A 23,173-nucleotide genomic window follows, 5' to 3' on the forward strand; every position below is an offset into this window, starting at 1 on the left:
TCGGAATTCAGGTGATATGTTTTATAGATACTATAATCCCGCTTAATAGTGATAGCGTTAATCGTCACATTGAGCGACAATTCCAGCTTCGGTCGTTTAATCGTCCGAAATAACAACAACAATAAACTTATTTCTCTTTGACGGGCCAATAGCGATATTGGCCATTTTTTTAGCTTTTTTTCAAAAGATCGGGCAGATTGCCTTCCCCGTAAAGGTGCAGCGCGCCCACGGCGACCACGTAGCGCCCGGCGGGAAGCTGCTGCAAAAAAGCCTGCCACTGGCGGTTACGCTGGTGCATAAGCACCTCATACAGCTCATCCCCGAAGGTGTTTGGCAGGGAAGTATTTCCCTGCGAAGGCGGGGACTCCATCCACCAGCCGATCATCGTTTGCAGCAGCCGGGCGTTGGTATGCCAGTGGGTCAGCGTATCCATCAGCAGGGGCATGCCGCCCTGCGGAAGCTGCATAAGCATGGCAATCTGGCTTTGCGCGCCTTCCAGTTCAATCACCGGCACAGAGAGGGCCCTGGCCGCTTCCAGCAGCTGAAAATCAATGCCGTAGTCAGGACGTAAGCCCAGGCGCTGTGCCTGATGGGCCTGGAGCACCAGCGCGATTTGCCATGCCGGTTGGTTACCAATAGTGCTAAGCGAAATGCCCAGCTCTTCCGTCAGGGAAATGACCCGCTGCCAGTCCTCAGGAGACAAACGTTGTTCAAGGGGAATTTCATCGGCATCGCGAGAGAAGGGGGAACCGCCCGTGGAAATATCGGCCTCGACAATCAGCGCATCCGCAGCGCGCAGTTTGTCGATTAAGCGCTGTGAAAGGGGAGCCATATCTCGGGTCCCCATATGAATGCTGCCTACCAGATGAAGATAGCGCTGGCCGGGGAGCGCAACATCCAGGGCAGGCCAGGGATAGGTTGTGGTGGCAAGACCTGAAAACAGCGAGCGAATGCGCGACAGCAAACCCATACAGCAAACTCCCTGGCTAAAAAGTCATGCTACCGCCGTGGGGGAGAAGGTGCAAATTTCTGCTTGTCGGGGCGGGACCAAAACGCAGGCCTGACCCCGCCTGATAAATTACCAGCCCGGCACCGCGCCGCCGTTAAAGATTTTCTCCGCCGCTTTCGCGACTTCCGGCGACTGATAAGAGCGGATAAATTCCTTAACGTTTTCCGCATCTTTATTGTCTTCACGCGTCACGATGATATTGACGTACGGCGAGTTTTTATCCTCAATAAATATGCTGTCGTGCACCGGCGACAGGCCGGTTTGCTGTATATAGGTGGTGCTGATTATCGCTACATCGACTTTCGGATCGTCAAGCACGCGCGGCAGCTGCGCCCCTTCCAGCTCCATGATTTGCAACCTATGCGGGTTTGCCGTGATATCCAGCGCCGTGGGCAGCAGACCGGTATTCGGCTTTAGCGTAATCAGCTTTTCGTTTTGCAGCAGCAACAGCGCCCGGCCAAGATTCGTCGGGTCGTTTGGGATGGCGATGGTGGCGCCATCTTTCAGGTCGGAAACCGATTTAATCTTGCGGGAATAGCCCGCCATCGGAAAGACAAAGGTGTTGCCCACCGCCACCAGCTTGTAGCTATGCGCTTTGTTATCTTCTTCAAGGAACGGACGGTGCTGGAAGACGTTAGCATCCAGCTCGCCCTGGCTGGTGGCGTCGTTCGGCAATAGCGAGCCGCTAAAGCCCACCAGCTCAACGTCGAGACCGTATTTCTCTTTCGCCACTTTTTTAGCCACTTCCGCCACGTCCTGTTCCGCGCCGTTAATCACGCCGACTTTAATGTGTTTCGCATCGCTGCCGTTTTGATCGCAACCCGCCAGCAGGAGGCCCGCCAGCAGTAAAGCGGCGGCCCGGTATAAATGAGGTATCGACATTTTCACCCTGTAGTTCCTTGTAAAATAATCAGTTCCGGTCAGGAATGACTATAGCGGGAAGCGGGAAAGAGGTTAAAAAACGAAAAGGAATGGAAAAGACGGAAAAGCTATAAGCAGGCTGGCGGATAAATTTTGCTTAACCGCCAGCGGCAGAGGTTTTAAAAACGTCGCGCCGGACGCTTAATCTTCAGGTTTAAAACGCAGCAGACGGTTGGCGTTGCTGACGACCGTAATGGAAGAGAGCGCCATCGCAGCTCCGGCGACCACCGGATTAAGCAGCGTACCGGTAAGGGGATAAAGCACGCCGGCGGCAATCGGAATGCCCAGCGAGTTATAAACAAAGGCGCCCATCAGGTTCTGCTTCATGTTTCTGAGCGTCGCTTTTGAAATAGCCAGCGCGTCCGCCACGCCCACAAGACTATGGCGCATCAGCGTGATGGCGGCGGTTTCAATCGCGACGTCGCTGCCGCCGCCCATGGCAATACCCACTTCCGCCTGGGCAAGCGCGGGCGCATCGTTAATACCGTCGCCCACCATCGCTACCTGGCGCCCCTGCCGTTGCAGATTTTTAATCGCCTCGGCTTTGCCATCCGGCAGCACCCCGGCAATGACCTCGTCGATACCCGCTTCTTTAGCAATGGCGTTCGCGGTCGTTGGGTTATCTCCGGTCAGCATCACCAGGCGATAGCCGTTGCGGTGCAAGCGTTGCAGCGCGTTCACGCTGTCGGCCCGCAAAGGATCGCGAATGGCAAAGAGAGCGGCTAGCTTGCCATCCACTGCGAGCAGCACCGGCGTTGCTCCTTGCTTTGCCTGCGCCTCAATCTCATCCGCCAGCGGCTGGGTATCAATGTTCTGCTCGTCGAGCAACGCCTTATTGCCCAGCAGCAGCGCGCGACCTTCGGATTCACCGCTTACGCCGAGACCACGCAGCGTGCGGAACCCGTCTACCTGCGGCAATGCCTGCTCGCCAGCTTTTTCAATAATCGCATGGGCGAGCGGATGGCTGGAACCTTGCTCAAGCGCCGCTGCTAACCGCACGGCATCGCTTTGGGCAATGTCGCCATGGGTTTTCACCGCCACGACCTGCGGTTTACCCTCGGTCAGCGTACCGGTTTTATCAAAAACAATAGTGTCCAGGGTGCTGGCGCGCTGCAACGCATCGGCATCACGCACTAATACGCCAAATTCAGCCGCACGCCCCACGCCTGAAATAATCGACATCGGCGTGGCCAGACCCAGCGCGCAAGGGCAGGCGATAATCAGCACGGTGGTGGCGATCACTAGCGTATAAACAATCTGCGGAGCAGGGCCGACAAAGTACCAGACCGCCGCGCTGAACAGGGCGATCAGCACCACGACCGGCACAAATACGGCAGAGATTTTATCGGCAAGCTGCCCGATTTCGGGCTTGCTGCTCTGCGCCTGGCGAACCATACGAATAATGCGCGACAGCGTGGTATGGCTGCCGGTTGCCGTAGCGCGGAACAACACGCTGCCATCCTGCACGACCGTCCCGGCGTGGATGGCGTCGCCGTCCGCTTTTTGCTGTGGAACCGGCTCGCCCGTCAGCATCGCTTCATCAAACCAGGCTTCGCCCTGGCTAATTTCACCGTCCACAGGCACGCGGTCGCCGGTGGTCAGACGTAACGTCATCCCGGCGGTAACCTCGGCCAGCGGGAGCGTTTTTTCACCCTTTTCCGTCACCACGCGAGCCGTGGGGGGCGTTAAATCCAGCAGCCGCTCCAGCGCCCGGGAAGAGCGCTGGCGTGCGCGCTGCTCCAGCATATGCCCGAGGTTAATCAGGCCGATAATCATCGCGCTGGCCTCATAATAAAGATGGCGCGCCTCCATCGGGAAGTGCTGCGGCCAGAGATTGACGCTAATTGAATAGAGCCAGGCGGCGCCCGTGCCCAGCGCCACCAGCGTATCCATAGTGGCGGAGCGGTTCATCAGGCTGCGCCAGGCGCTGCGGTAGAAATGACCGCCGGCGATAACCATTACGCCAAGCGTAACGACGCCGATGGTCATCCACAGCGAACGGTTATCCTCGGTGAGCATCATATTGTCGCCGAGCATGCCCCAGATCATTACCGGGATACCTACCGCCAGCGCCAGAATGGCCTGCCAGCGGAAGCGTTTGGCGGCCGCGTTCGCCGTTTCCTGCTGGCGCTCGCGGCGTTGAATATCATCTTCAATCGCTTCGGCGCCGTAACCGGCGCTTTCGACTGCTTTAATTAAAGATTCGGCGGAGGCAGACCCCATAATCAGGGCGCTGCGCTCCGCAAGATTTACCCGTGCCTGACTGACGCCCGGTACGTTCTGCAAAGCATTTTGCACCCGGGAGACGCAGCTGGCGCAGCTCATGCCGTTTATCAACAGTTGCTGACTGTCGTCATCGTCGGCGGCTGCCGGAAGCGAAGGGGGGACCGCTGTCAGTGCTTCCGACGGGGTTGATGACTCTTCTGTCAGCGGTTCAGCCTTTGGGTGGCTGGCAACTTCTGCGCCGTAGCCTGCCTGTTTAATGGTTTCAATCAGCTCTTGCGCGCTGGCGCTGCCGGTAATATGCGCTTCGGTGACGGTAACCTCGGCCTGTTCAACGTCGGCACGCTGTTCCAGGCTTTCTTTTACGCGTTTGACACAATGGCCGCAGGACAAACCGTCCAGGGTCAGGTCGATGGTTTGAGGCATAACAAACTCCTTTATTACGGAATTAACTGACGGTGATAAAGGTTAAACCTTCCAGCAAGGGGAAGGTCAAGGAATTTTCATAAAAGGTAAAAAAGACGGTAAGGGCAGGAGCGCCGTGGCCGGCCCCTTATGCTTAATGGTCGAGGATAATAAGCGGCTTTTGGTTTCCCGGCTTCTGAATGTGCGCGGCGACATCTGCCCGCATCACAAAACCATGGCATTCCTGAACCTGTGCCCGTAGCGCTTTGCCCGTCGCCTCACCGTTGAGCAGGCCGCCCGGACGGAGGATGGCGTAGTCAAGCCTGCTGGTTTGCAGCCAGCTTTCCGCCAGCGTTTTTTCCCGCACGGCCTGGCCAAACGCGGCTTTTGCGCGTGCGGATAAAAAGGGTTAGCTGTCGCCGCAGCCCCCGGCGCCAAAAATTAAACACGGCGTCATCATGCCTGTTCCTTAAGCGATGCCCTCAGCGCGTGAAAGGCGTTAACCTGTTCGCTCAGCAACTGGCGATGTTCATCGCGGCCGAGGAAGATTTTGAGCATGGCGCAGCCGCTCTGGTTAAAGAACAGGATTGACGCGGTGTCCATGCCCATAAATTTGCGTTCAACCAGCGCGATACAGGTGCAATTTTCCGCTTTGATATGGCCCGTCATGCCCTTTTTGCCGCGCAGGTTAAAGTAGCCGTGACGGTGAAACCCGGAAGGCAGCTCGCCGGTGAATTCCAGGACGATGTCGGCGGTATGGACCAGCGTGGTGACTTTGCCCCATTCACAGATGGTATCCCAGACGACGTCAAACTTCTCGCCGGACACAAGCGTTGGGGAGGGCAGGTTTTTCACCACGTCAAGCAGCGTCGTGTTGTACCGGGTGGCGATCGCTTCCAGCGTACCGTCCGGCCCGGTCTGCAAAAAATCCGCCAAAGAAACATGGCTCATAAATTACCCCTTTTATAGTTACCCGACCGCAATGCGCGGCGCGTTAAGTTCCTGAATCAGTTCTTCAAGAGACTGCAAAATATTGCTCGCCCAGAAACGCCCTTCATTGGTCAGACGCAGGCAGGTTGAGGCATCATGAATAAGTCCCGCCTGATGCCATTGAGCCAGCAGCGGAGCTAGCTTTCCGGCGTGAGGCGTCAGTTCGTCCAGCGGGACGCGGGCCGTTTCAACGCCCGCCTGAAGCGTGTGGCGCCACTGAAAACCGCGATCGGCGGTGCGCATCATCATCAACGGCTTTTTCCCGGCGGCGATAGCGTCGTGCCAGGCTGTGAGGTTACGTTCGGCCATCCACGAATAACCGTTGATCGAGCCGCCAGCGGCGGAACCAAACGCCAGGCAGTCGGCCCCCTGTTTAATCAGCAGGTTATACAGGTTGCGTTCACGCGTGGTGCGGGCCCAGTGGCTGTTGCTGATGCAGCGCCAGCCTGCGTTTTCCATAAAGTCACAGCCCTGAAGATAGAGATCGCGCCGCTGCGCCGGAGAAGGGACGGTAGTACGGCCATTTTCCACGGCTTTGCCAAGCGGCGTGTTGGGGAGCAAATTAAGGGCATAGAGATCGACGCCGTCGAGGCCAATGTCACGGGCGATTTTCAGATCCTCGCCCCACAGGTTTGCATCCTGCCCGGGAAGACCAAACAGCAGGTCACACACTACGGCGGCACGATCTCTACGTACCAGCCCGCATATAAAGGCGGTGGCGGTTGGGCCGTCCGAGGCGCGCGCCATTTTTTTACGGATCTTGCTGTTGAAGGACTGAATGCCGATGGAGAAGCGATTAGCCCCGGCATCAAGACAGGCGTCAATACGATCGTCATCAAAGTTGAGCACGCGTCCTTCAATGGTGATTTCGCAGTCCGGCGCCAGTGTTAATCTTTTACGCACTGTAGCAATAATCCTCGCCAGATCCCGTGCCGACAGCGCAGAAGGCGTGCCGCCGCCGAAGTAAACCGCGTGGACAGGCGCCGACTGATGCAATGCGCTATCGGCTTCCATCTCTATTTCACGCAGCAGGGCATCGGTATAGCGGGCGCAGCGATCTTCTTCAAAACTGTTTTGATAAAAACCGCAAAAAGTACAGTGGGTTGCGCAAAAAGGAATATGCAAATACACCACTCTTTTGCGTAACGGCGTGGTCTGGCTGATAACGTCCTGCCAGGTTTGCGACAGCTGCTCTTTTGCTACCGGGATCGCCCCGCGCCACGGCATAGTGGCGCGGCGATCTTTAAATGGCTGGTTTCCCTCCAGAGCAAAATGCGGGGTGAGATCCAGCGTGTCTTTAGTCTTCATCACGTCTACATCAAATCCATTTTTTGGGGCCAGAATTGCTGGTGCAGGGATTCAACCGCGTCGGCAACGCGGGGCCCCATTCCCAGAATCAGCGCTTGATCGACAGTGACAATGCGCTGATTTTTCCATGCGGCGGTGTAGGTTATTCCGGCAATGGTGCGCAGACGGTTAAGGTCGCCGTCCACCATTTGCGATGTCACAACAATTACCTCCGGATTCGCCGCGATCAGTGATTCCGCGCTGTAGCTTTTGTATTGCATATGCGAAGCCACATTCTGTGCGCCTGCGAGGGTCAAAATGGCGTCTGCAACGCTGCCTTTACCGGCGACCTGTGGCGCGCTGCTGCCAGCGGAGAGAATAAATATGACTTTTACCCGCGTTTTTTTTGCCGCCACGCTTTGCTGAACGCGCTCCAGACGCTGATAGATACGCTTTACCAGCGCATCGCCCTGTTCGGGGATCCGCAGCGTTTTTGCCAGTTCGTGTATGTTGGCGTACATCTGTTCAACGGTTGCCGGCACGCGCGGCAAGGCGACCACGTTGACTTTTTGCCTACGCAATTGATCCAAAATGAGCTGCGGACCGGCATCCTGCCAGGTGATAAAGCTGTCCGGCCGCAGGGATAAAATGCCTTCGCTACTCAGCTGCTTCCAGTAGCCGATGTGCGGCAGCGCGGCGGTTTCAGGCGGGTAAGAGGTAGTTTCATCCACCCCGACCACGCGGTTGCCAACGCCCATTGCGAAGATGAGTTCGGTCAGTGAACCGCCTGCAACCACCAGACGCTCGGCCGCCTGCGCGCTGAACACGCAGGCCAGAGCCAGTAAACCTGTGGCAAGTTTCTTCATCGTCAGAAATTCCATGCAAAACCAATCGCCGCGTTGAAGCCCGACGCTGGAATAGCTTCATGTGCGGTCTGGTAGCGTTTATCGGTCAGGTTGTTGAGCGCCAGGTTGACCTGATACCGATCCTGCGGACCAAACTCGGTGTTAAACGCGAGATTCAGCGTGGCCCAGCCCGGATAGTTAATTTCGGTACTGCCGGTGCTGTCTTTGGCGCTGGACGCGGCGCGGATAAAGAGATCTGAAGTCATGATGGCGACATTCAGCAGCAGCGTATGTTTCAGGCCCACGCGTCCGGTCAGCGTTGGTTCGCCGGTATCCCAGGTTTTAACGGTGTTACCTTCGAACTGCCGACGAATGAGATTGCCGCTCAGGTAAGGGGAGACGGCCCAGCCGTTGTACTCCGCCGACAGCTCCATGCCGTATGTTTTGGCGCGATCGATATTGTCGTAGTAGTAATAACCGCCTCGCGAAGATGTACTGTTGCCGTTGCAAACAGGTTTGCCCGAACAGGAGAGGCTTGCGATATAGTCTTTGGCCTCCGAGTAGTAAACCGCTCCGTCAATCAGCCACAGATTGCCGTTATAGCGGGCGCCCAGCTCGTAGTTGTTGGAGTGCTCCGCCCGTAGTTCCGGATTGCCGTAGGTCACCCCGCCGCCTGCTGAGGTTTGCATAAACAGTTGAGTCAGCGTCGGGAAGACATATCCCTGGGCGTACGCAGCGCGCAGTTCAAGATTTTCAAAGCCCGAATAGCGCAGGCTAGTTGAGGTGACCTGCTCGCTGTCATGCGCGGAATTTCCACCGGCGGACTGATAGCTTGCCGTGACGTCCTGTATCGTCCGGCTGTCGTTGCGATTGAGTCTGGAGGAGAGCCAGTACTGGCGCGCGCCAAGGGTCCACGTCCAGCCATCGGCGAAGCGCCAGTCGTTTTGGGCAAACACGGAGGCGTTGCTTTGCTCAGCCTCAATTTTTGCCAGGCTGCTGGTTTGCGTATCAAAAAAGCCGGTCGCCGCTGTTTGACGCGTATTACTGTTAGTGACTTGCTTTACTTTGTCATGCTGATACTGGCTGCCGATGACCAACTCGTTTTCCGCCGGAAGGGAGAAGTTGCTCTGCAGCGTCACGCCCTGCGTGTACTGCTTGTCATTGGTGTTGGTCTGATTGTTCACCGTCAGCGCCTGAATCATCGGGCTGGGAATGGCCTGCGTGGTTTTGACCCGGTTTTCAAACTTGCGCTCAATGGTCTAGGTGTAGGCATCGAGATGGATTTTTTTCAGGTAATCGCCGCCCGCGTCGTAGTCGTAGAACACGCCGACTTTTTCGCGCTCAAGTTTTGGGATGCGCACGCTGAACTGGTCATATTCACTGCCCGAATCGTCAAACCAGGTTTGTGTGGAGGTTTTGTAGCGATCGAGTGATAAACCGATTGTGTGTCGATCGAAACTGTAGCCCAGCCAGACGCCCTGGCCGTTGTTGCGGAAGTGGGTCTCCGGCAGTCTTCCGTCCGGCGTGTCGCGATCGCCCTGATCTGAGTAGTTACCGTTGATACGGTAGTCAAAATTGCCAGTGCTGCCCCAGGCGGCGGCCGACTCTTCCCAGCCCGCGGTGGCGGAGTTGTAGACGGCCTTAATACTCCCGGCAAGCGGTCTGTCGCCGCCTTTCTTCGTGATGAAGTTCACCACGCCGCCGATGGCCTGCGAACCGTAAAGCACCGAGTAGGGGCCTTTCACCACTTCAATACGCTCCAGAGAGGATTCATCGATCAGCAGACCGGCCCCGTAGTTTTGCCCGGCGCGCTGGTAGCTGACGGCCTGGCCGTCAATCAAAATCAGCACGCGCGAAGAGGCCTCGCCGCGAATGCGTATCTGCTTGCGGCCCGCCAGTGAATTATCAGTAACCTCAACGCCGGGAATGTCCTGCAGATCGTCGGCAATGGAGACGCTGGTCGAGTTTTGCAGCGTCTGAAAGTCGACGACCTGCATCGTCGCTGTGCTTTCCCAAAGGCTGCTCTCGGAGCGGTTAGCGGTGACGACTATCGTGTCATCACTGGGTATTTTAGGCTGTGCTGTAGCGGCGCTGGCTGCGGAAACCGCACCTGAGAAATAAAGTGTCAGTGCGGAAAGAATTAACGGCCTTTGTCTGATCCCTGGCAACATAATAAGCCCCTAATGCGTATGTTAATGATCATCATTATCATTCGCATTTATATAAAAGCGCCTCCCTCAGTTCAATGTGACAGAAGCGGTAACAATGCACCTCTTGATCTGCATCAACTGAATGCGCCAGGGAAAGAGAGAAATGTGAGAAAGATCGCCTGTAACCCATGCAGTAATAAGGAGTTAATCAGGCCTGAACACAAATAAATGCGTTGCTATACCGGAGGATAAGAAGCTGAGAGGATGTGCGTTATAATGAAACCCTGCGTCAAAACAACCTACGGGAGGATGTGTGAATATCAGCGACGTGGCGAAAAAGACCGGCTTAACCAGCAAAGCGATTCGTTTTTATGAAGAGAAGGGGCTGGTGACGACGCCGTTTCGTTCCGAAAATGGTTACCGGACCTACACGCAAAAACAGCTTGATGAACTTACGCTGCTGCGTCAGGCGCGCCAGGTTGGTTTTAATCTGGAAGAGTGCCGCGAGCTGGTGAACCTGTTTAACGATCCCGCGCGCCACAGTGCAGACGTGAAGTCCCGCACGCTGCAAAAAGTGGCGGATATTGAAAAACATATTGGCGAACTGCAGGCGATGCGCCAGCGGCTGCTTACGCTTGCGGCATCCTGCCCCGGCGATGACAGCGCCGATTGCCCGATCATCGACAACCTTTCCGGCTGCTGCCATCGCCAGCGGACAAGCTAACGCGCCTGAACTTTTAGCGTGATGCCTTCAACGGCGACGACAACGACCTCCGTTCCCGCAGGCAAATCGCTATCTGCCATTACGGGCCAGGAGCTGTCGGCGACTCGCACATGCCCGCGTCCGTTGACCAGCCCCGTCTCCAGACGTAAATGACGGCCTACCAGCTGGTGTCCGCGCTGGTTTAGCACTTCACCCGGCTCCTGCTGCCTGCGGGTCGACAGCCAGCGCCACCAGAGAAAGGCCGCCACCAGCGTCAGCAGGGCGAAGCAAACGCCCTGCCACTCCCAGCCCAGCGGCAGGAGCCACACCAGCAGCCCCGTTAAAACCGCCGCCACGCCGCTCCACAGCAGATAACCGCTGGCGCCGAGCATCTCTGCCGCCAGCAGCAGTCCGCCCAGCGTCAGCCAGAAGACATGCGGATGGGTAAGCAGTAAGGCTATCATTTTTTACGCTCGTTGCCGCTTTGCGCGATAAGCTCGCTGATACCGGCAATGGAGCCCATCAGGCTGCTGGCGTCCAGCGGCATCAGCACCACCTTGCTGTTATTCGCCGAGCCAATCTGCTGCAGCGCATCGGTGTATTTCTGCGCGACGAAGTAGTTCACCGCCTGGATATCCCCTTTGGCGATAGCCTCAGAGACCATCTGCGTGGCGCGGGCTTCCGCCTCGGCGCTACGTTCACGGGCTTCTGCCTGCAGGAATGCCGACTGGCGTTCGCCTTCGGCCTTCAGAATTTTCGACTGCTTCTCACCCTCGGCCTTGACGATTTCCGCCTGGCGAATACCTTCGGCTTCAAGGATGTAGGCACGCTTGGTACGTTCTGCCTTCATCTGGGCGTTCATGGCGTCGATCAGTTCAGCCGGCGGGCGCACGTCGCGGATCTCGATACGGGTGATCTTAATGCCCCACGGATTCGTTGCCTCATCCACGATATGCAGCAGGCGCGTGTTGATATTGTCACGCTGGGAGAGCATCTCGTCGAGTTCCATGGAGCCGAGCACGGTACGGATGTTGGTCATGGTGAGGTTGATGATCGCCAGCTCAAGGTTGCTGACTTCGTAGGCGGCGCGTGGCGCATCGACTACCTGGATAAAGCACACCGCGTCAATGGCGACGTTGGCGTTATCTTTGGAAATGACTTCCTGGGAAGGGATATCGAGCACCTGCTCCATCATGTTGATTTTACGGCCGATGCGGTCCATAAACGGCACCACAAGACTTAAGCCCGGCATCAGGGTTTTGGTGTAACGACCAAAGCGCTCCACGGTCCACTGGTAGCCCTGAGGAACAATTTTTACCCCGGCACCGACGATTATCAGCGCGACGAGGATAAGTACGGGGATCACGATTAACATCAAAAAACCTCCTGGTTGTTTTGCTGTTAGTTTAACCGTTGGCACGGAAACATTCAGTGACTTCTATGTCTGATATCGGTTATTTCTGGAAATAACTTTTTTTGCCGTGAAAAGGGGATTTGCAGGTCGTGTAAGCCTGGCAGTGCATGGCTCCGGTGGATGGCGCTGCGCTTATCCACCCTACAATACAGGCAAATGCAGTTTCACAGGTCAGGCAAGGTCAGCGCCACCCGACAGACCGGATTTGTAGATCGGGTAAACGCCAGCGCCACTCGGCAGACCGGGTTCGTAGGTCGGGTAAGCACCAGCGCCACCCGACAGACCGGATTCGTAGGTCGGATAAGCGCCAGCGCTACCCGACAGGCTGGATTCGCAGGTCGGGTAAACGTAGGTGCCACCCGACAGGCTGGATTCGTAGGTCGGGTAAGCGTCAGCGCCACCCGACAAACCGGGTTCGCAGGTCGGATAAGCGCAGGTGCCACCCGACAGATCGGATTCGCAGGTCGGGTAAACGCAGGTGCCATCCGACAGACCGGATTCGTAGGTCGGATAAGCGTCAGTGCTACCCGGCAGATCGGATTTGTAGGTCGGATAAGCGCCAGCGTCATCCGACAGGCTGGATTCGCAGGTCGGGCAAGGCCAGCGCCACCCGACAGGCTGGATTCGTAGGTCGGGTAAACGCCAGCGCCATCCGGCAGGCTGGATTCGCAGGCCGGGTAAACGCAGGTGCCACCCGACAGGCTGGATTCGTAGGTCGGGTAAGCGTCAGCGCCACCCGACGCTTACCCGACGCTTCTCCAGTGAGGGATTAATAAAGCAAAGAATAGATCTGACGGCGGTATTTAGACGCCAGCGCGTCGCCGGTGCCGAGCGCCGCAAGGATCTCCATCAGCATTTTGCGCACCTGCCCGTCTGCGGCACCCAGATCTTTTTTCAGATGGGTGTACAGCAGCTCAAGGGCTTCTTCGTTACGCCCGACCTGGTGCAGCTGCAATGCAAGCTGGCTTGCCAGCTGCGCATTCTCCGGATCCTGCTCAACCTGCTGTTGCAGCAGCTGGATTTCAGGCGTATCGGCAGCTTGTTTGAGCAGGTCGATCTGCGCGACCAAACCCTGGTAGCGCGTATCCTGATCCTGTAACGGGATAGTTTTCAGCACGGCTTCGGCATCTTCGCTGCGGTTTAACGCAATCTGCACCTCCGCCAGCAGCAGGCCGATTTCGCTGCTCTGATTAGAGAGCTGCCAGGCCTCTTTCAGCAGCGGCAGCGCTTCCGCGTGCTTGCCTTCCTGCATAAGCTGCATGGCTTCCTGAGCCTTCAGCTCCTCTTCGCGCGGCAGCACTTTTTCCAGCAGGGCGCGAATCGCCTCTTCAGGCTGCGGGCCCTGGAAACCGTCAACCGGCTGCCCGTTCTGGAACAGGTAAACCGTCGGGATGCTGCGTAAACCGAACTGGGAGGCGACCATCTGTTCTGCGTCGCAATCCACTTTAGCGAGAATGAATTGCCCCTGATATTGCGCGGCGAGCCTGTCCAGCACCGGCGTCAGTTCTTCGCAGTGCTGGCTGCGCGCCGACCAGAAGTAAAACAGGATCGGCGTGGTAACGGATTGCTCCAGGGTCTGGTGCAGGTTCGCTTCGGTGATGTCGATAATATAGTGGGCTGACATGGCTTACTCTCTTATAACGATTTGTTTTTACATGGGGGCGGCTGGCTTCTCTTCAACTCAACCACGTAAAATTTTATCCAGCGCGCGTCCCGGCAGCAGGCGGCGCAACCAGGCCATCGCGTGGGCGACAAGCGTTACCGGATAGCGTAATTTCGGTCGTGGGCTGGTAAAAGCATGGCGCACTTTTTCAACCACCGCCTCGGGGCCAAGCGTAAAGCGTGCAGCGATGCCGGGATTTTCAACGGGCTGGTCGGCGCGCGTCTGATTTACGTTCCCGGTAAATTGCGTGCGGATTGGGCCTGGCTCTATCAGACTGACCTTAATGCCGCTGTGGTGCAGCTCCATACGCAAGGTGTCTGACCAGGCTTCCAGCGCGTATTTACTGGCGGCGTAGGCGCCGCGCCCCGGCGTGGCGATAAGCCCCATCACCGAGCTGGTCATCACGATGCGGCCTTCGCGGTGCGGCAGCATGGCGGGCAGGAGCAGCATGGTGAGCTGGTGCGCGCCAAAAAAGTTGGTGGAAAACTGCTGTTCCAGCTGTTCGCGTGAAAGGGTTTGCAGCGGCCCGTAAACGCCGTAGCCGCCGTTGTTAAACAGCCCGTAGAGGCGATTGCCGGTCAGCGCGATGACCTCTGCCGCCGCACGCTCCACGCTTTGCGGCGAGTCGAGATCGAGCAGCACGCCGGTAAAACCGGCCTGGTTCATGCGCTCAACGTCTTCGGGTTTGCGGCAGGCGGCCAGAATGCGGTAGCCAAGCGACTGCAACTCTTTTGCAGATGCCAGCCCAATACCGCTGGAACAGCCTGTTATTAAGATAGATTTTTGCATAACTTTACCCGAGGGGTGCCCCGATTGTTCATAAGTCGTGATTAACTAAAGGAGCCAGACGGGTCGCCATCCAGTCGGCGATAAACGGTTGAGCATCGCTGTTAGGGTGAATGCCGTCATCCTGCATCCATTGCGGTTTCAGATAAACCTCCTCCATAAAAAAGGGCAGCAGAGGAATAGCGAACTCTTTGGCAAGCTGCGGATAAATACCGCTAAACGCCTCATTATACCGACGGCCATAGTTTGCCGGCAGACGTATTTGCATCAGAAGAGGCTGCGCGTTCGCCGCCTTCACGTCGGTAATTATCTGCCGCAAACTTTTTTCGATAGCCTGCGGCTGAAAACCGCGCAGGCCGTCGTTGCCGCCCAGCTCAATTAATACCCAGCGCGGCTGATGTTGTTTCAGCAACGCGGGCAGGCGCGCCAGCCCTTGCGGTACCGTATCGCCGCTGATGCTGGCGTTTATTACTCTGGTGTTTTGCTGCTGCCATTTCTTCTCCAGCAGCGCAGGCCAGGCGGCGGTCGCCGACATGCGATAACCGGCGCTCAGGCTGTCACCCAGAATCAACAGCGTGTCCGCCGCGGCGGCACGGAAGGTCATCAAAGCCAGAAACAGGAAGGGCAAATGCCAGCGGAAAACATTGTTGAAGTTCATCGTCTTAGTAAGTCCGTAGGTCTGGGGGAACATCGGCTCTCCATCCTTACCGGAGTTGAGCTGGTTGTCAAACCGGCGCAGACCATCGCGTTAATCGGCGAATCCGGCTCGGGGAAATCCACGCTGCTGGCGATTCTGGCCGGGCTGGACGACGGCAGCGAAGGCGAAGTGCACCTCTGCGGGCAACCTTTGCACAGTATGGATGAAGAGGCGCGTGCTGCGCTGCGCGCTAAAAATGTTGGTTTCGTGTTTCAGTCGTTCATGCTGGTGCCAACCTTAAACGCGCTGGAAAACGTCGAGCTACCCGCGCTGCTACGCGGCGGGCATGATTCCGCCAGCCGCGCGCAGGCTAAAGCCCTGCTCGAACAGCTTGGGCTGGGTAAACGCCTGCAGCATCTTCCGGCGCAGCTTTCCGGCGGGGAACAACAGCGCGTTGCCCTGGCGCGCGCGTTTAACGGGCGTCCCGCCGTGTTGTTTGCCGATGAGCCAACCGGCAACCTGGACAGGCAAACTGGCGATCGCATCGCCGATTTACTCTTCTCCCTCAACCGCGACTTCGCCACCACGCTTATTCTCGTCACCCACGATGAGCAGCTGGCCGCCCGCTGCGACCGCCGTCTGCGCCTGCGCGAAGGCAAACTGTGGGAGGAAGCATGATTGCCCGCTGGTTCTGGCGCGAATGGTGCTCGCCCTCGCTGCCGATCGTCTGGCTGGCCCTGAGCCTTGCCGTGGCCTGCGTGCTGGCGCTGGGCAACATAAGCGACCGCATGGAGCAGGGGCTTAATCAACAAAGCCGTGATTTTATGGCGGGCGACCGTGCGTTACGCAGCGCGCGCGCCGTGCCGGAGGAGTGGCTGGATCAGGCGCATAAAGACGGCCTGAAGGTAGGCAAACAGCTCACCTTCGCGACGATGACCTTCGCGGGCGACACGCCGCAGCTGGCGAGCGTCAAGGCGGTGGACGCCGTCTATCCGATGTACGGCAAGCTGGAAACCAGCCCGCCGGGCCTGAAGCCAGAGCCGGGCAGCGTGCTGCTGGCGCCGCGTTTAATGGCTTTGCTGAAGCTGAAAGTCGGGGATTCGCTGGACGTGGGCGATGCCACGCTGCGCATTGCCGGCGAAGTGGTGCAGGAGCCTGATTCCGGCTTCAACCCTTTCCAGATGGCCCCGCGGCTGATGATGAACCTGGCCGACGTTGAAAAAACCGGAGCGGTACAGCCGGGCAGCCGCATCTCATGGCGCTACAAATTTGGCGGCACGCCACAGCAGATAGAAGCTTATGAAAACTATCTGCTGCCGAAACTGAAGCCGGAACAGCGCTGGTCCGGCATGGAACAGGACGACGGCGCGCTGGGTAAATCCCTTGTACGCGCGCAGCAATTTCTGCTGCTTTCCGCGCTGCTGACCTTGCTGCTGGCGGTGGCCGCCGTGGCGGTGGCGATGAACCACTACTGCCGCAGCCGTTACGATTTAGTCGCCATTCTGAAAACGCTCGGGGCGGGGCGGGCGGCGCTGCGTAAGCTGATTATCGGCCAGTGGCTGATGGTGCTCGCCCTTGCCGCTATTACCGGCGGCGCGGCCGGGATGATATTTGAAGCCGTTCTGATGCGCCTGTTAAAACCGGTGCTGCCGGCGCAGCTTCCGCCAGCAAGCCTGTGGCCCTGGGTCTGGGCGGTAGGCTCGATGGTGGTGATTTCCCTGCTGGTCGGGCTGCGTCCTTATCGCCTGTTGCTGGCTACCCAGCCGCTGCGCGTGCTGCGTCGGGATGCGGAGGCTAACGTCTGGCCGCTGAAGATCTATCTGCCGGTCGTCAGTATCGTTGTCGTGCTTTTACTGGCGCTGCTCATGGGCGCCAGCATGATGCTGTGGGCGGTGCTCGCCGGAACCGTCGTGCTGGCGGCGCTGTGCGGCATCGTCGGCTGGGGCGTGCTGAAGCTGCTCAAAAGGCTGACGGTAAAGCACCTCGCGCTGCGTCTGGCGGTGAACCGTCTGCTGCGCCAGCCGTGGACGACGCTAAGCCAGCTGGCGGCGTTCTCGCTGTCGTTCATGCTGCTGGCCCTGCTGCTGGTGCTGCGCGGCGATCTGCTCGACCGCTGGCAGCAGCAGTTGCCGCCCGAAAGTCCGAACTATTTCCTGCTGAACATCGCCAGCGAGCAGGTGCAGCCGGTGAAGGCGTTTTTGGCCGGGCATCAGGTCGCCCCCGAATCTTTCTATCCGATTGTGCGGGCGCGCATGACGGCGATAAACGGTAAGCCCACCGAGGGGAATCCGGACGAAGCGCTAAATCGCGAGCTGAATCTGACCTGGCAGAGCCAGAAGCCGGATCATAACCCGATTCTGGCTGGAAGCTGGCCGCCAGCAGCGGGTGAGGTTTCAATGGACGAGGGCGTGGCGAAGCGGCTGAATATCAAATTAGGCGATACCGTCACCTTTATGGGTGATACGCAGGATTTCAGCGCAAAAGTCTCCAGCCTGCGTAAAGTAGACTGGGAAAGCCTGCGGCCTAACTTCTACTTTATCTTCCCGCCGGGCGCGCTGGACAACCAGCCGCAAAGCTGGCTGACCAGCTTTCGCTGGGAGGGCGGCAACGACCTGTTAACGCAGCTAAACCGGGAGTTCCCGACGGTCAGCCTGCTGGATATTGGCGCTATCCTGCGTCAGGTCGGGCAGGTGCTGGAGCAGGTGAGCCGCGCGCTGGAAGTGATGGTGGTGCTGGTCACCGCCTGCGGCGTTCTGCTGCTGCTGGCTCAGGTGCAGGTAGGCATGCGTCAGCGCCATCAGGAGCTGGTGGTTTACCGGACTTTAGGGGCCGGGAAAAGACTGCTGAGAACGACTTTATGGTGCGAGTTCGCCGTGCTGGGGCTGGTATCGGGTCTGGTGGCGGCCATGGGCGCCGAAACCGCGTCGGGCATGCTGCAAACCAAAGTGTTTGATTTCCCCTGGGCGCCGGACTGGCGGCTGTGGGCAATTCTGCCGATCGCCGGCGCGCTACTTCTCTCGCTGTGCGGCGGCTGGCTGGGGATCAGGCTACTGAAAGGCAAAGCCTTGTTCCGCCAGTTTGTTGCTTAATAACCTGTCGCGGGTGGACGTTGTTCTTATTGATAACAGCGTCCATCCAAAACACTTGCGTTATAAACTTAATTATATTTCGATATCTTTTGCGCCAGCGCATATTTTTAGCTTTTTTTCAAATTTTTGTAATATCTATTAATAAAATACTCGATATTTAAACGCACAAATCATTAAAAATGAAAAACCTGACGTCATAAATAAACGGTAATATTCCCGCGCTTACAAAAAATACCGTTACTAAGGTTTACTCATGAAAAGAAAAATGCGCGTTCTTCCACGGCTGGTGGGGACTGGCCTGGCTTTAGGCCTGGCTTCTTTTGCCGCTAACGCTGAAATTACAGTATTAAAACAGGACCCACAGGCGGGCAATCCTTTAAGTCGCCTGAACTTTACCGTTGGCGGCAGTATTCGCCCGCAGTTCAATATGATGACCGGCGACGGCGACAAAGGCTCTTATAAGCGTAACGGCTTTGACGGCGGGACGCGTTTCCGTTTCGCGGCCGATTATTATCTGTTCGACGATATCAGCTGGATAAGCTATTACGAACTGGGCGTTAATATTCCAGCCGTCTTTGACTGGGATAATCACTATGCGGAAGGCGCGAACGATACTTCCCGCCGTATGCTCTATACCGGCCTGAAAAGCAAAACCTGGGGTACGTTAACCTTCGGTCAGCAGAACAGCGTGTACTACGATGTGGTTGGCGCAAAAACCGATATCTGGGATTACGACATGATAGGCCAGGCGCCGGGCAACGGCATCAACGGCGACTACGACGGCTCCTATCGTTCCCGTAAAATGCTGAAGTACAAAAATACCTTTGGCGATGCCGATGTTTACGCGTCTTACCTGTTTGAAGACGGCGAATACCTGCCGGGCAACGGCCTGCGCTACAAGCGTAAAGGCGGCGGCTCGCTGGGCGTGGATTACCATCTGACCCCTGATTTAACCTGGGGCGCGGCATGGAACTATACCCGCGCGGAAATGCGCAACCCTGGCAACAGCGACGGCAAAACCTACGACCAGAACATCCTCGGCACCGCGCTTAGCTGGAAACCGGATGCCTGGACGTTCAGCGTCGGCGGCGGCTGGTATCAGAACTTTATGACCACCAAAAAGGTCGACGTGAACAACTACTTCGCGGGCGATGCCTGGGGCGTGGAATACTTCGCGGGTTACACCGTTCCGGTTGGCCAGTACGCGCTGAAATCCGTGCAGCCTTACTTTATGGGCGACCGCATCGAATACATCAACGGCCGCAACTATCAGCGCATTGATAACGGCGTGGGCGTGAGCTTTAAGCTGGATTACGGTTTCCAGGTGGATTACGAACACGTGTTCACCTCCAGCACCGACAACCTGGGCGATATGAACCTGGTGCGTCTGCGTTACGATTTCTGATTGTGTCCTGGCGGGTGGCAGCTGGCTGCCCGCCCTGTGAACCTTCTGAGTCAGGCATGGCGGTTCATCAATTATTTTTTTTCATATTCTGGCGCAGTAAAGTCATTAACAAACTTTTTAAGCAATCGTTCCAGTTCCACACGATCCTCTGCCTGCCAGTGCAGAAAAACTTTCTCATAGATCTTTTCCCGTGCCGCATCAATTTTATCGGTCATCGCTCTGCCTGCCGGGGTTATGGCGGCCTCATTGATCCTTTTATCCTTCGCGTTTTTCTGCCGCCGTGCCAGGCCGGCTGCTTCAAGTTTTGCCACCTGGCGACTGACCGTTGTGTAATCACGGCCCACTCTGTCTGCCAGTTCGACTATACCAATGGGGCCAAAGCGGCTGATTTGAACGACAAGCGGAAACAAAGCACGATCGAGCTGAATGGTGGACGCTTTAATCATTACTTCATCGCGTTGCGGGCGGTTAAACGTCCCCACAAGGGCGAGTAAAGCATCATGCAGTTCAGAAAAATCATCGCCATTATGTGTATTTTGCACTCTTTTCATTGACGCCTTCTGCAGTGAAGAATAATGTGTGCATTATACACATAATTAACGACAGCTAAAGGCAGGCTCTCTATGAAGGCAGCGATTATTAATAAGGCAGGAGACAAGCCGGTATACGGTGAGTTTTCCGATCCACAGGCCAATGAACGGCAGGTCATCATTACCGTTAAAGCTGCCGCGATAAGCCAGCTGGCCAAAGCGCGCGCGGCGGGAACGCATTACAGTTCGACGGCAGTCTGTCCCTTTGTGCCCGGCATTGACGGTACGGGTTACCTGGCCAATGGCGACCCGGTGTACTTCCTGACGTTTGACGCTCCCTGGGGCAGCATGGCGGAGAAAACTCTGGTGGCGCGCGACAATTTCGTGCCCTTACCTGCAACGCTCGATCCGTTGCTCGCTGCGGCAATTGCCAATCCCGGCATGTCCTCCTGGGCGGCGTTAACGCGTCGGGCGCATTTGCGTAAGGGCGAAACTGTTTTAATCAATGGCGCAACCGGCACGTCGGGCGGCCTGGCAATCAGAATCGCACGCTGTCTTGGCGCCGGTAAGATTATTGCAACGGGCCGGAACAAGGAGGTGCTGAAAAAACTGCATGAAGAGGGGGCGGATATCACTCTGCCGCTGGATACCCTCTCATCTGAATTACCCGCCTTAATGGCTGAAGGCATTGACGTAGTGCTGGATTATCTCTGGGGCCAGAGCGCGCTTGATATCATGACCGCGGCCGTTGCCGGCGCGGAAAAAAACGTGCGGTTTGTGCAGATTGGTTCACTCAGCGGGCAGGAAATTTCGTTGCACAGTAAACTGCTGCGCTCTTCCGGGCTGACGCTGATGGGAAGCGGACTGGGCAGCGTTTCAGACGCAGAATTGTTAGCCTGTGTAGGTGAACTTCTGCAGGCGGCAACGCGCAATGATTTCTCCATTCCGTTCCTGCCACGCCCGCTGGATGAAGTGGAAAGCGCCTGGTCAGAGGATGACAGCCGCTGCCGGACGATATTTACCCTCTGATAAAAAGGTGGACTGGATGTCAGGGGGAAATCTAAAAGAATTGCTATTAATTGGAAGTGAACGAGACTTCCCGCTGTAGGGTTTATATCAGCCTTAAATACAAATAGCGTTTATTACGATGTGGTTAGTGCGAAAGCTACTGAATCATCGGGATTCTGTAGGAGATTATTTTTGTGCTGACCGAGGATTTAAAAGCGCCTTTCTTTGAAAAAAGACAGGCGCTTTAATATAGGGGCGTATTACTTAGCCTTTCGGGCGTTGTCCGCTTTCCACTCTTCGTATGTGGCTTCAAGGATCCACAGACAGGTCGCGCCTTTGTCTGTGCTGAGTAACGCCAGGCGAGTCTCAACGTCCTTCTCTGCAAATTCCCCAAAGCGTTTCATCACCTCTGCGAGCCGCTTCGAAGTCTGCAAATCTGCCTGATTTTTCATCTATTCTACTGGTGAGTTAGCCAGTAGTATTAGAGTGTTTAGTAACCAGTCAGGTCAGCACAGGCCTGAAAAGAAACGCCCCCGAAAGGTGAGCCAACACCAGACGAGGGCTGACCACAACCGTTAATCGAGGTAACAGCTATGGCTAACGCCGATAGTAACACACCCGTTCGCCCTGAAATCACCCCCCAACAACCCGCATATGCGGACAGCATCGCAACCCTGTTAAAAAAGCCGCAGGGTGCGGCGATGGATCTCTTCCAGATACTGGATATTTGCCAGCAGTACGCGGGGGGGTTGATCGAAAACGATAATCATACGGAATATATGGCGCTGTGCGGCCGCCTGCTTGCCGGGCTGGAAGTATTAAAAAGCGTGCTTAAAGCGCCGCTGCCGGATCATCTCATCGAGCAGCTGACGCTAAAAGATAGCGAAACCAGCGACTATCGAACTTATCTTTCAACAGATTCCGAAACCCTGTGCGAATACTGCACGGCATTAACCATCGTACTGCTGAATCATCAGGATCTACCGGATCAAAGAGAGCAGATGATCGGGATCCTGTATGAGCTGATTTATGTGCTGGCCGAAGATCTAAAAGCCCCGAGATTTGTTCGGGTGGCGGGTGGGCTGAAAATGATCGAAGGTGAGGCTGTGCCTGGGGTTCATTGATTCGGGATTCAGTTTAAAAGGTCCCTTTCCCTGATGGGGAAGGGGTCAGGTACCCGAGTGTCGGCTATGAACGAGGAGCGGATGTTTGTAATTCGCCGCGATAGACTACCCGCCTTTGTTGTCCAGTGATGGAAAACCACGTTGAGTTTAATCCGGGTGATAATAAGATGGTGGTTGCCCCGTAACACGGCGGAACATCGTGGCGAAGGATGAAGCGTTATCGTATCCGAGTGTTAGCGCCACTTCGTTCACAGGTTTGCCGATTATCAGCAATGCCAGCGCATTAACTACACAGGCTCGCTGGCGCCAGGCGGAAAATGACATACCGATTTGCTGCAGAAAATGGCGTCGAAAGGTGCTGGCGCTCATGAACAGCGCGCTAGCCCAGCGATCGGCCGGTTCATGGATAGATGGGGCGAGTAAAAAAGCCTGACAAAGCGTCAGGAGAGCCGGATGCTTTGGCAGCGGGATATCGAACTGGCGAACCGGCATTGCCGCCATTTCCAGTAACATCAGTTTTATCAGCGCATAATCGCGTGCGCTTTCATACAGCGGCGGCAAATCCACTGCTTCAAGCAGCAACTGACGTAACAACGGCGATACGCTGATAACTTCGCAGCGACGAGGGTTAAACAAAGCCGTCGCGCACTTTGGTTCGATATACAAGCTACGCGTAGTAACCCCCACAAACCTGACGCCGTGCATGGTTTCGGGTGGGATCCACACGGCATGTTGTGGGGGAACAACCCATTCTCCGTCATGGGTTGAAACATACATCAACCCGGTTGCGCCATACAGTAACTGAGCGCGGCGATGTTGATGTTGTGGCAGTATAAACCCCTGCTCATAGTCATTGCCTAACGCCACTACTTCACGATCAAGCTGATCCACATTATCAATTTTTACGTTGCGCACGTCTGTCTCCGTCTGACCGATTTACAAGGGTAAATGAGTGCTACGCAAATGGGAAGCTGGGGGCGGCCG

General features: G+C 56.5%; 20 protein-coding genes and 2 pseudogenes. 6 read left to right on the plus strand and 16 right to left on the minus strand.

Annotated elements, in window-relative coordinates; translation table 11 throughout:
• Positions 1-169 precede the first annotated feature (169 nt).
• The 8 genes and pseudogenes from WLO31_RS04860 to WLO31_RS04895 all read right to left on the minus strand — a co-directional run bounded on the left by WLO31_RS04860 (position 170) and on the right by WLO31_RS04895 (position 9,851).
• Positions 170-970 (minus strand): TraB/GumN family protein, encoded by an 801-nt coding sequence (locus WLO31_RS04860; RefSeq protein ID WP_435929354.1) that lies wholly within the window; start codon positions 968-970, stop codon positions 170-172.
• A gap of 108 nt (positions 971-1,078) precedes the next feature.
• Complete coding sequence (gene nlpA, locus WLO31_RS04865; RefSeq protein ID WP_435929355.1) at positions 1,079-1,891, minus strand: lipoprotein NlpA; 813 nt, start codon at positions 1,889-1,891, stop codon at positions 1,079-1,081.
• Between the two features lie 180 nt (positions 1,892-2,071).
• Positions 2,072-4,579, minus strand: coding sequence for a copper-exporting P-type ATPase CopA (copA, locus tag WLO31_RS04870; protein WP_435929356.1), 2,508 nt, complete (start codon positions 4,577-4,579; stop codon positions 2,072-2,074).
• A gap of 133 nt (positions 4,580-4,712) precedes the next feature.
• Positions 4,713-4,985 (minus strand): annotated as a pseudogene (locus WLO31_RS04875) (NAD(P)H-binding protein); the annotation flags it as partial.
• Positions 4,986-5,014: 29 nt separating this feature from the next.
• On the minus strand, positions 5,015-5,509 hold the full coding sequence (gene hutX, locus WLO31_RS04880) for a heme utilization cystosolic carrier protein HutX (protein ID WP_435929357.1): 495 nt from the start codon (positions 5,507-5,509) through the stop codon (positions 5,015-5,017).
• 18 nt (positions 5,510-5,527) lie between these two features.
• On the minus strand, positions 5,528-6,856 hold the full coding sequence (gene hutW / locus WLO31_RS04885) for a heme anaerobic degradation radical SAM methyltransferase ChuW/HutW (RefSeq protein WP_435929358.1): 1,329 nt from the start codon (positions 6,854-6,856) through the stop codon (positions 5,528-5,530).
• 5 nt (positions 6,857-6,861) lie between these two features.
• Positions 6,862-7,701 (minus strand): heme/hemin ABC transporter substrate-binding protein, encoded by an 840-nt coding sequence (locus WLO31_RS04890; RefSeq protein ID WP_435929359.1) that lies wholly within the window; start codon positions 7,699-7,701, stop codon positions 6,862-6,864.
• A 2-nt stretch (positions 7,702-7,703) separates the two neighbouring features.
• Positions 7,704-9,851, minus strand: a pseudogene (locus WLO31_RS04895) (TonB-dependent receptor plug domain-containing protein).
• Between the two features lie 292 nt (positions 9,852-10,143).
• Here WLO31_RS04895 and cueR point away from each other — a divergent pair.
• Positions 10,144-10,554 (plus strand): Cu(I)-responsive transcriptional regulator, encoded by a 411-nt coding sequence (gene cueR / locus WLO31_RS04900; protein ID WP_435929360.1) that lies wholly within the window; start codon positions 10,144-10,146, stop codon positions 10,552-10,554.
• Here cueR and WLO31_RS04905 read toward each other — a convergent pair.
• The 5 genes from WLO31_RS04905 to tesA all read right to left on the minus strand — a co-directional run bounded on the left by WLO31_RS04905 (position 10,551) and on the right by tesA (position 15,054).
• Positions 10,551-10,997 (minus strand): NfeD family protein, encoded by a 447-nt coding sequence (locus tag WLO31_RS04905; RefSeq protein WP_435929361.1) that lies wholly within the window; start codon positions 10,995-10,997, stop codon positions 10,551-10,553. The genes cueR and WLO31_RS04905 overlap by 4 nt on opposite strands.
• Positions 10,994-11,908: an SPFH domain-containing protein gene (locus WLO31_RS04910; RefSeq protein ID WP_121265468.1), complete on the minus strand. Its 915-nt coding sequence runs from the start codon at positions 11,906-11,908 to the stop codon at positions 10,994-10,996. The genes WLO31_RS04905 and WLO31_RS04910 overlap by 4 nt, the downstream gene beginning before the upstream one ends.
• Before the next feature lie 808 nt (positions 11,909-12,716).
• Positions 12,717-13,571 carry a co-chaperone YbbN gene (locus WLO31_RS04915; RefSeq protein WP_435929362.1) on the minus strand — a complete coding sequence of 285 codons (855 nt, stop codon included), beginning with the start codon at positions 13,569-13,571 and terminating at the stop codon, positions 12,717-12,719.
• Positions 13,572-13,628: 57 nt separating this feature from the next.
• Positions 13,629-14,399, minus strand: a complete 771-nt coding sequence (locus WLO31_RS04920) for an SDR family oxidoreductase (protein ID WP_435929363.1) — start codon at positions 14,397-14,399, stop codon at positions 13,629-13,631.
• A 28-nt stretch (positions 14,400-14,427) separates the two neighbouring features.
• Positions 14,428-15,054 (minus strand): multifunctional acyl-CoA thioesterase I/protease I/lysophospholipase L1, encoded by a 627-nt coding sequence (gene tesA, locus WLO31_RS04925; RefSeq protein ID WP_435929364.1) that lies wholly within the window; start codon positions 15,052-15,054, stop codon positions 14,428-14,430.
• On the opposite strand from tesA, the gene ybbA reads away from it, so the two are divergent.
• The 3 genes from ybbA to WLO31_RS04940 all read left to right on the plus strand — a co-directional run bounded on the left by ybbA (position 15,025) and on the right by WLO31_RS04940 (position 19,527).
• Positions 15,025-15,711, plus strand: a complete 687-nt coding sequence (gene ybbA, locus WLO31_RS04930; RefSeq protein WP_435929365.1) for a putative ABC transporter ATP-binding protein YbbA — start codon at positions 15,025-15,027, stop codon at positions 15,709-15,711. The two genes, tesA and ybbA, sit on opposite strands and share 30 nt — an antisense overlap.
• The gene (ybbP, locus tag WLO31_RS04935; RefSeq protein WP_435929366.1) at positions 15,708-18,122 is read left to right on the plus strand and encodes a putative ABC transporter permease subunit YbbP; all 2,415 of its coding nucleotides are present in this window, start codon (positions 15,708-15,710) and stop codon (positions 18,120-18,122) included. The genes ybbA and ybbP overlap by 4 nt, the downstream gene beginning before the upstream one ends.
• Before the next feature lie 265 nt (positions 18,123-18,387).
• Positions 18,388-19,527, plus strand: a complete 1,140-nt coding sequence (locus WLO31_RS04940) for a porin (RefSeq protein ID WP_435930511.1) — start codon at positions 18,388-18,390, stop codon at positions 19,525-19,527.
• A gap of 71 nt (positions 19,528-19,598) precedes the next feature.
• Here WLO31_RS04940 and WLO31_RS04945 read toward each other — a convergent pair whose 3' ends face one another.
• Positions 19,599-20,078 (minus strand): MarR family winged helix-turn-helix transcriptional regulator, encoded by a 480-nt coding sequence (locus WLO31_RS04945; RefSeq protein WP_435929367.1) that lies wholly within the window; start codon positions 20,076-20,078, stop codon positions 19,599-19,601.
• A 72-nt stretch (positions 20,079-20,150) separates the two neighbouring features.
• Here WLO31_RS04945 and WLO31_RS04950 point away from each other — a divergent pair, with 72 nt between their 5' ends.
• Positions 20,151-21,086, plus strand: a complete 936-nt coding sequence (locus WLO31_RS04950) for a quinone oxidoreductase family protein (RefSeq protein WP_435929369.1) — start codon at positions 20,151-20,153, stop codon at positions 21,084-21,086.
• 239 nt (positions 21,087-21,325) lie between these two features.
• On the opposite strand, the gene WLO31_RS04955 is transcribed toward WLO31_RS04950, so the two are convergent.
• Entirely contained in the window at positions 21,326-21,517 is a 192-nt protein-coding gene (locus WLO31_RS04955; RefSeq protein ID WP_435929370.1) for a hypothetical protein, read from the minus strand.
• Between the two features lie 141 nt (positions 21,518-21,658).
• Here WLO31_RS04955 and WLO31_RS04960 point away from each other — a divergent pair, with 141 nt between their 5' ends.
• On the plus strand, positions 21,659-22,189 hold the full coding sequence (locus WLO31_RS04960; RefSeq protein ID WP_435929371.1) for a hypothetical protein: 531 nt from the start codon (positions 21,659-21,661) through the stop codon (positions 22,187-22,189).
• Positions 22,190-22,336: 147 nt separating this feature from the next.
• On the opposite strand, the gene WLO31_RS04965 is transcribed toward WLO31_RS04960, so the two are convergent.
• On the minus strand, positions 22,337-23,104 hold the full coding sequence (locus WLO31_RS04965; protein ID WP_435929373.1) for an AraC family transcriptional regulator: 768 nt from the start codon (positions 23,102-23,104) through the stop codon (positions 22,337-22,339).
• Positions 23,105-23,173: the final 69 nt, after the last annotated feature.

The organism is Dryocola sharpae (assembly GCF_051307055.1).
In the GTDB taxonomy this organism is placed as follows: Bacteria; Pseudomonadota; Gammaproteobacteria; order Enterobacterales; family Enterobacteriaceae; genus Dryocola.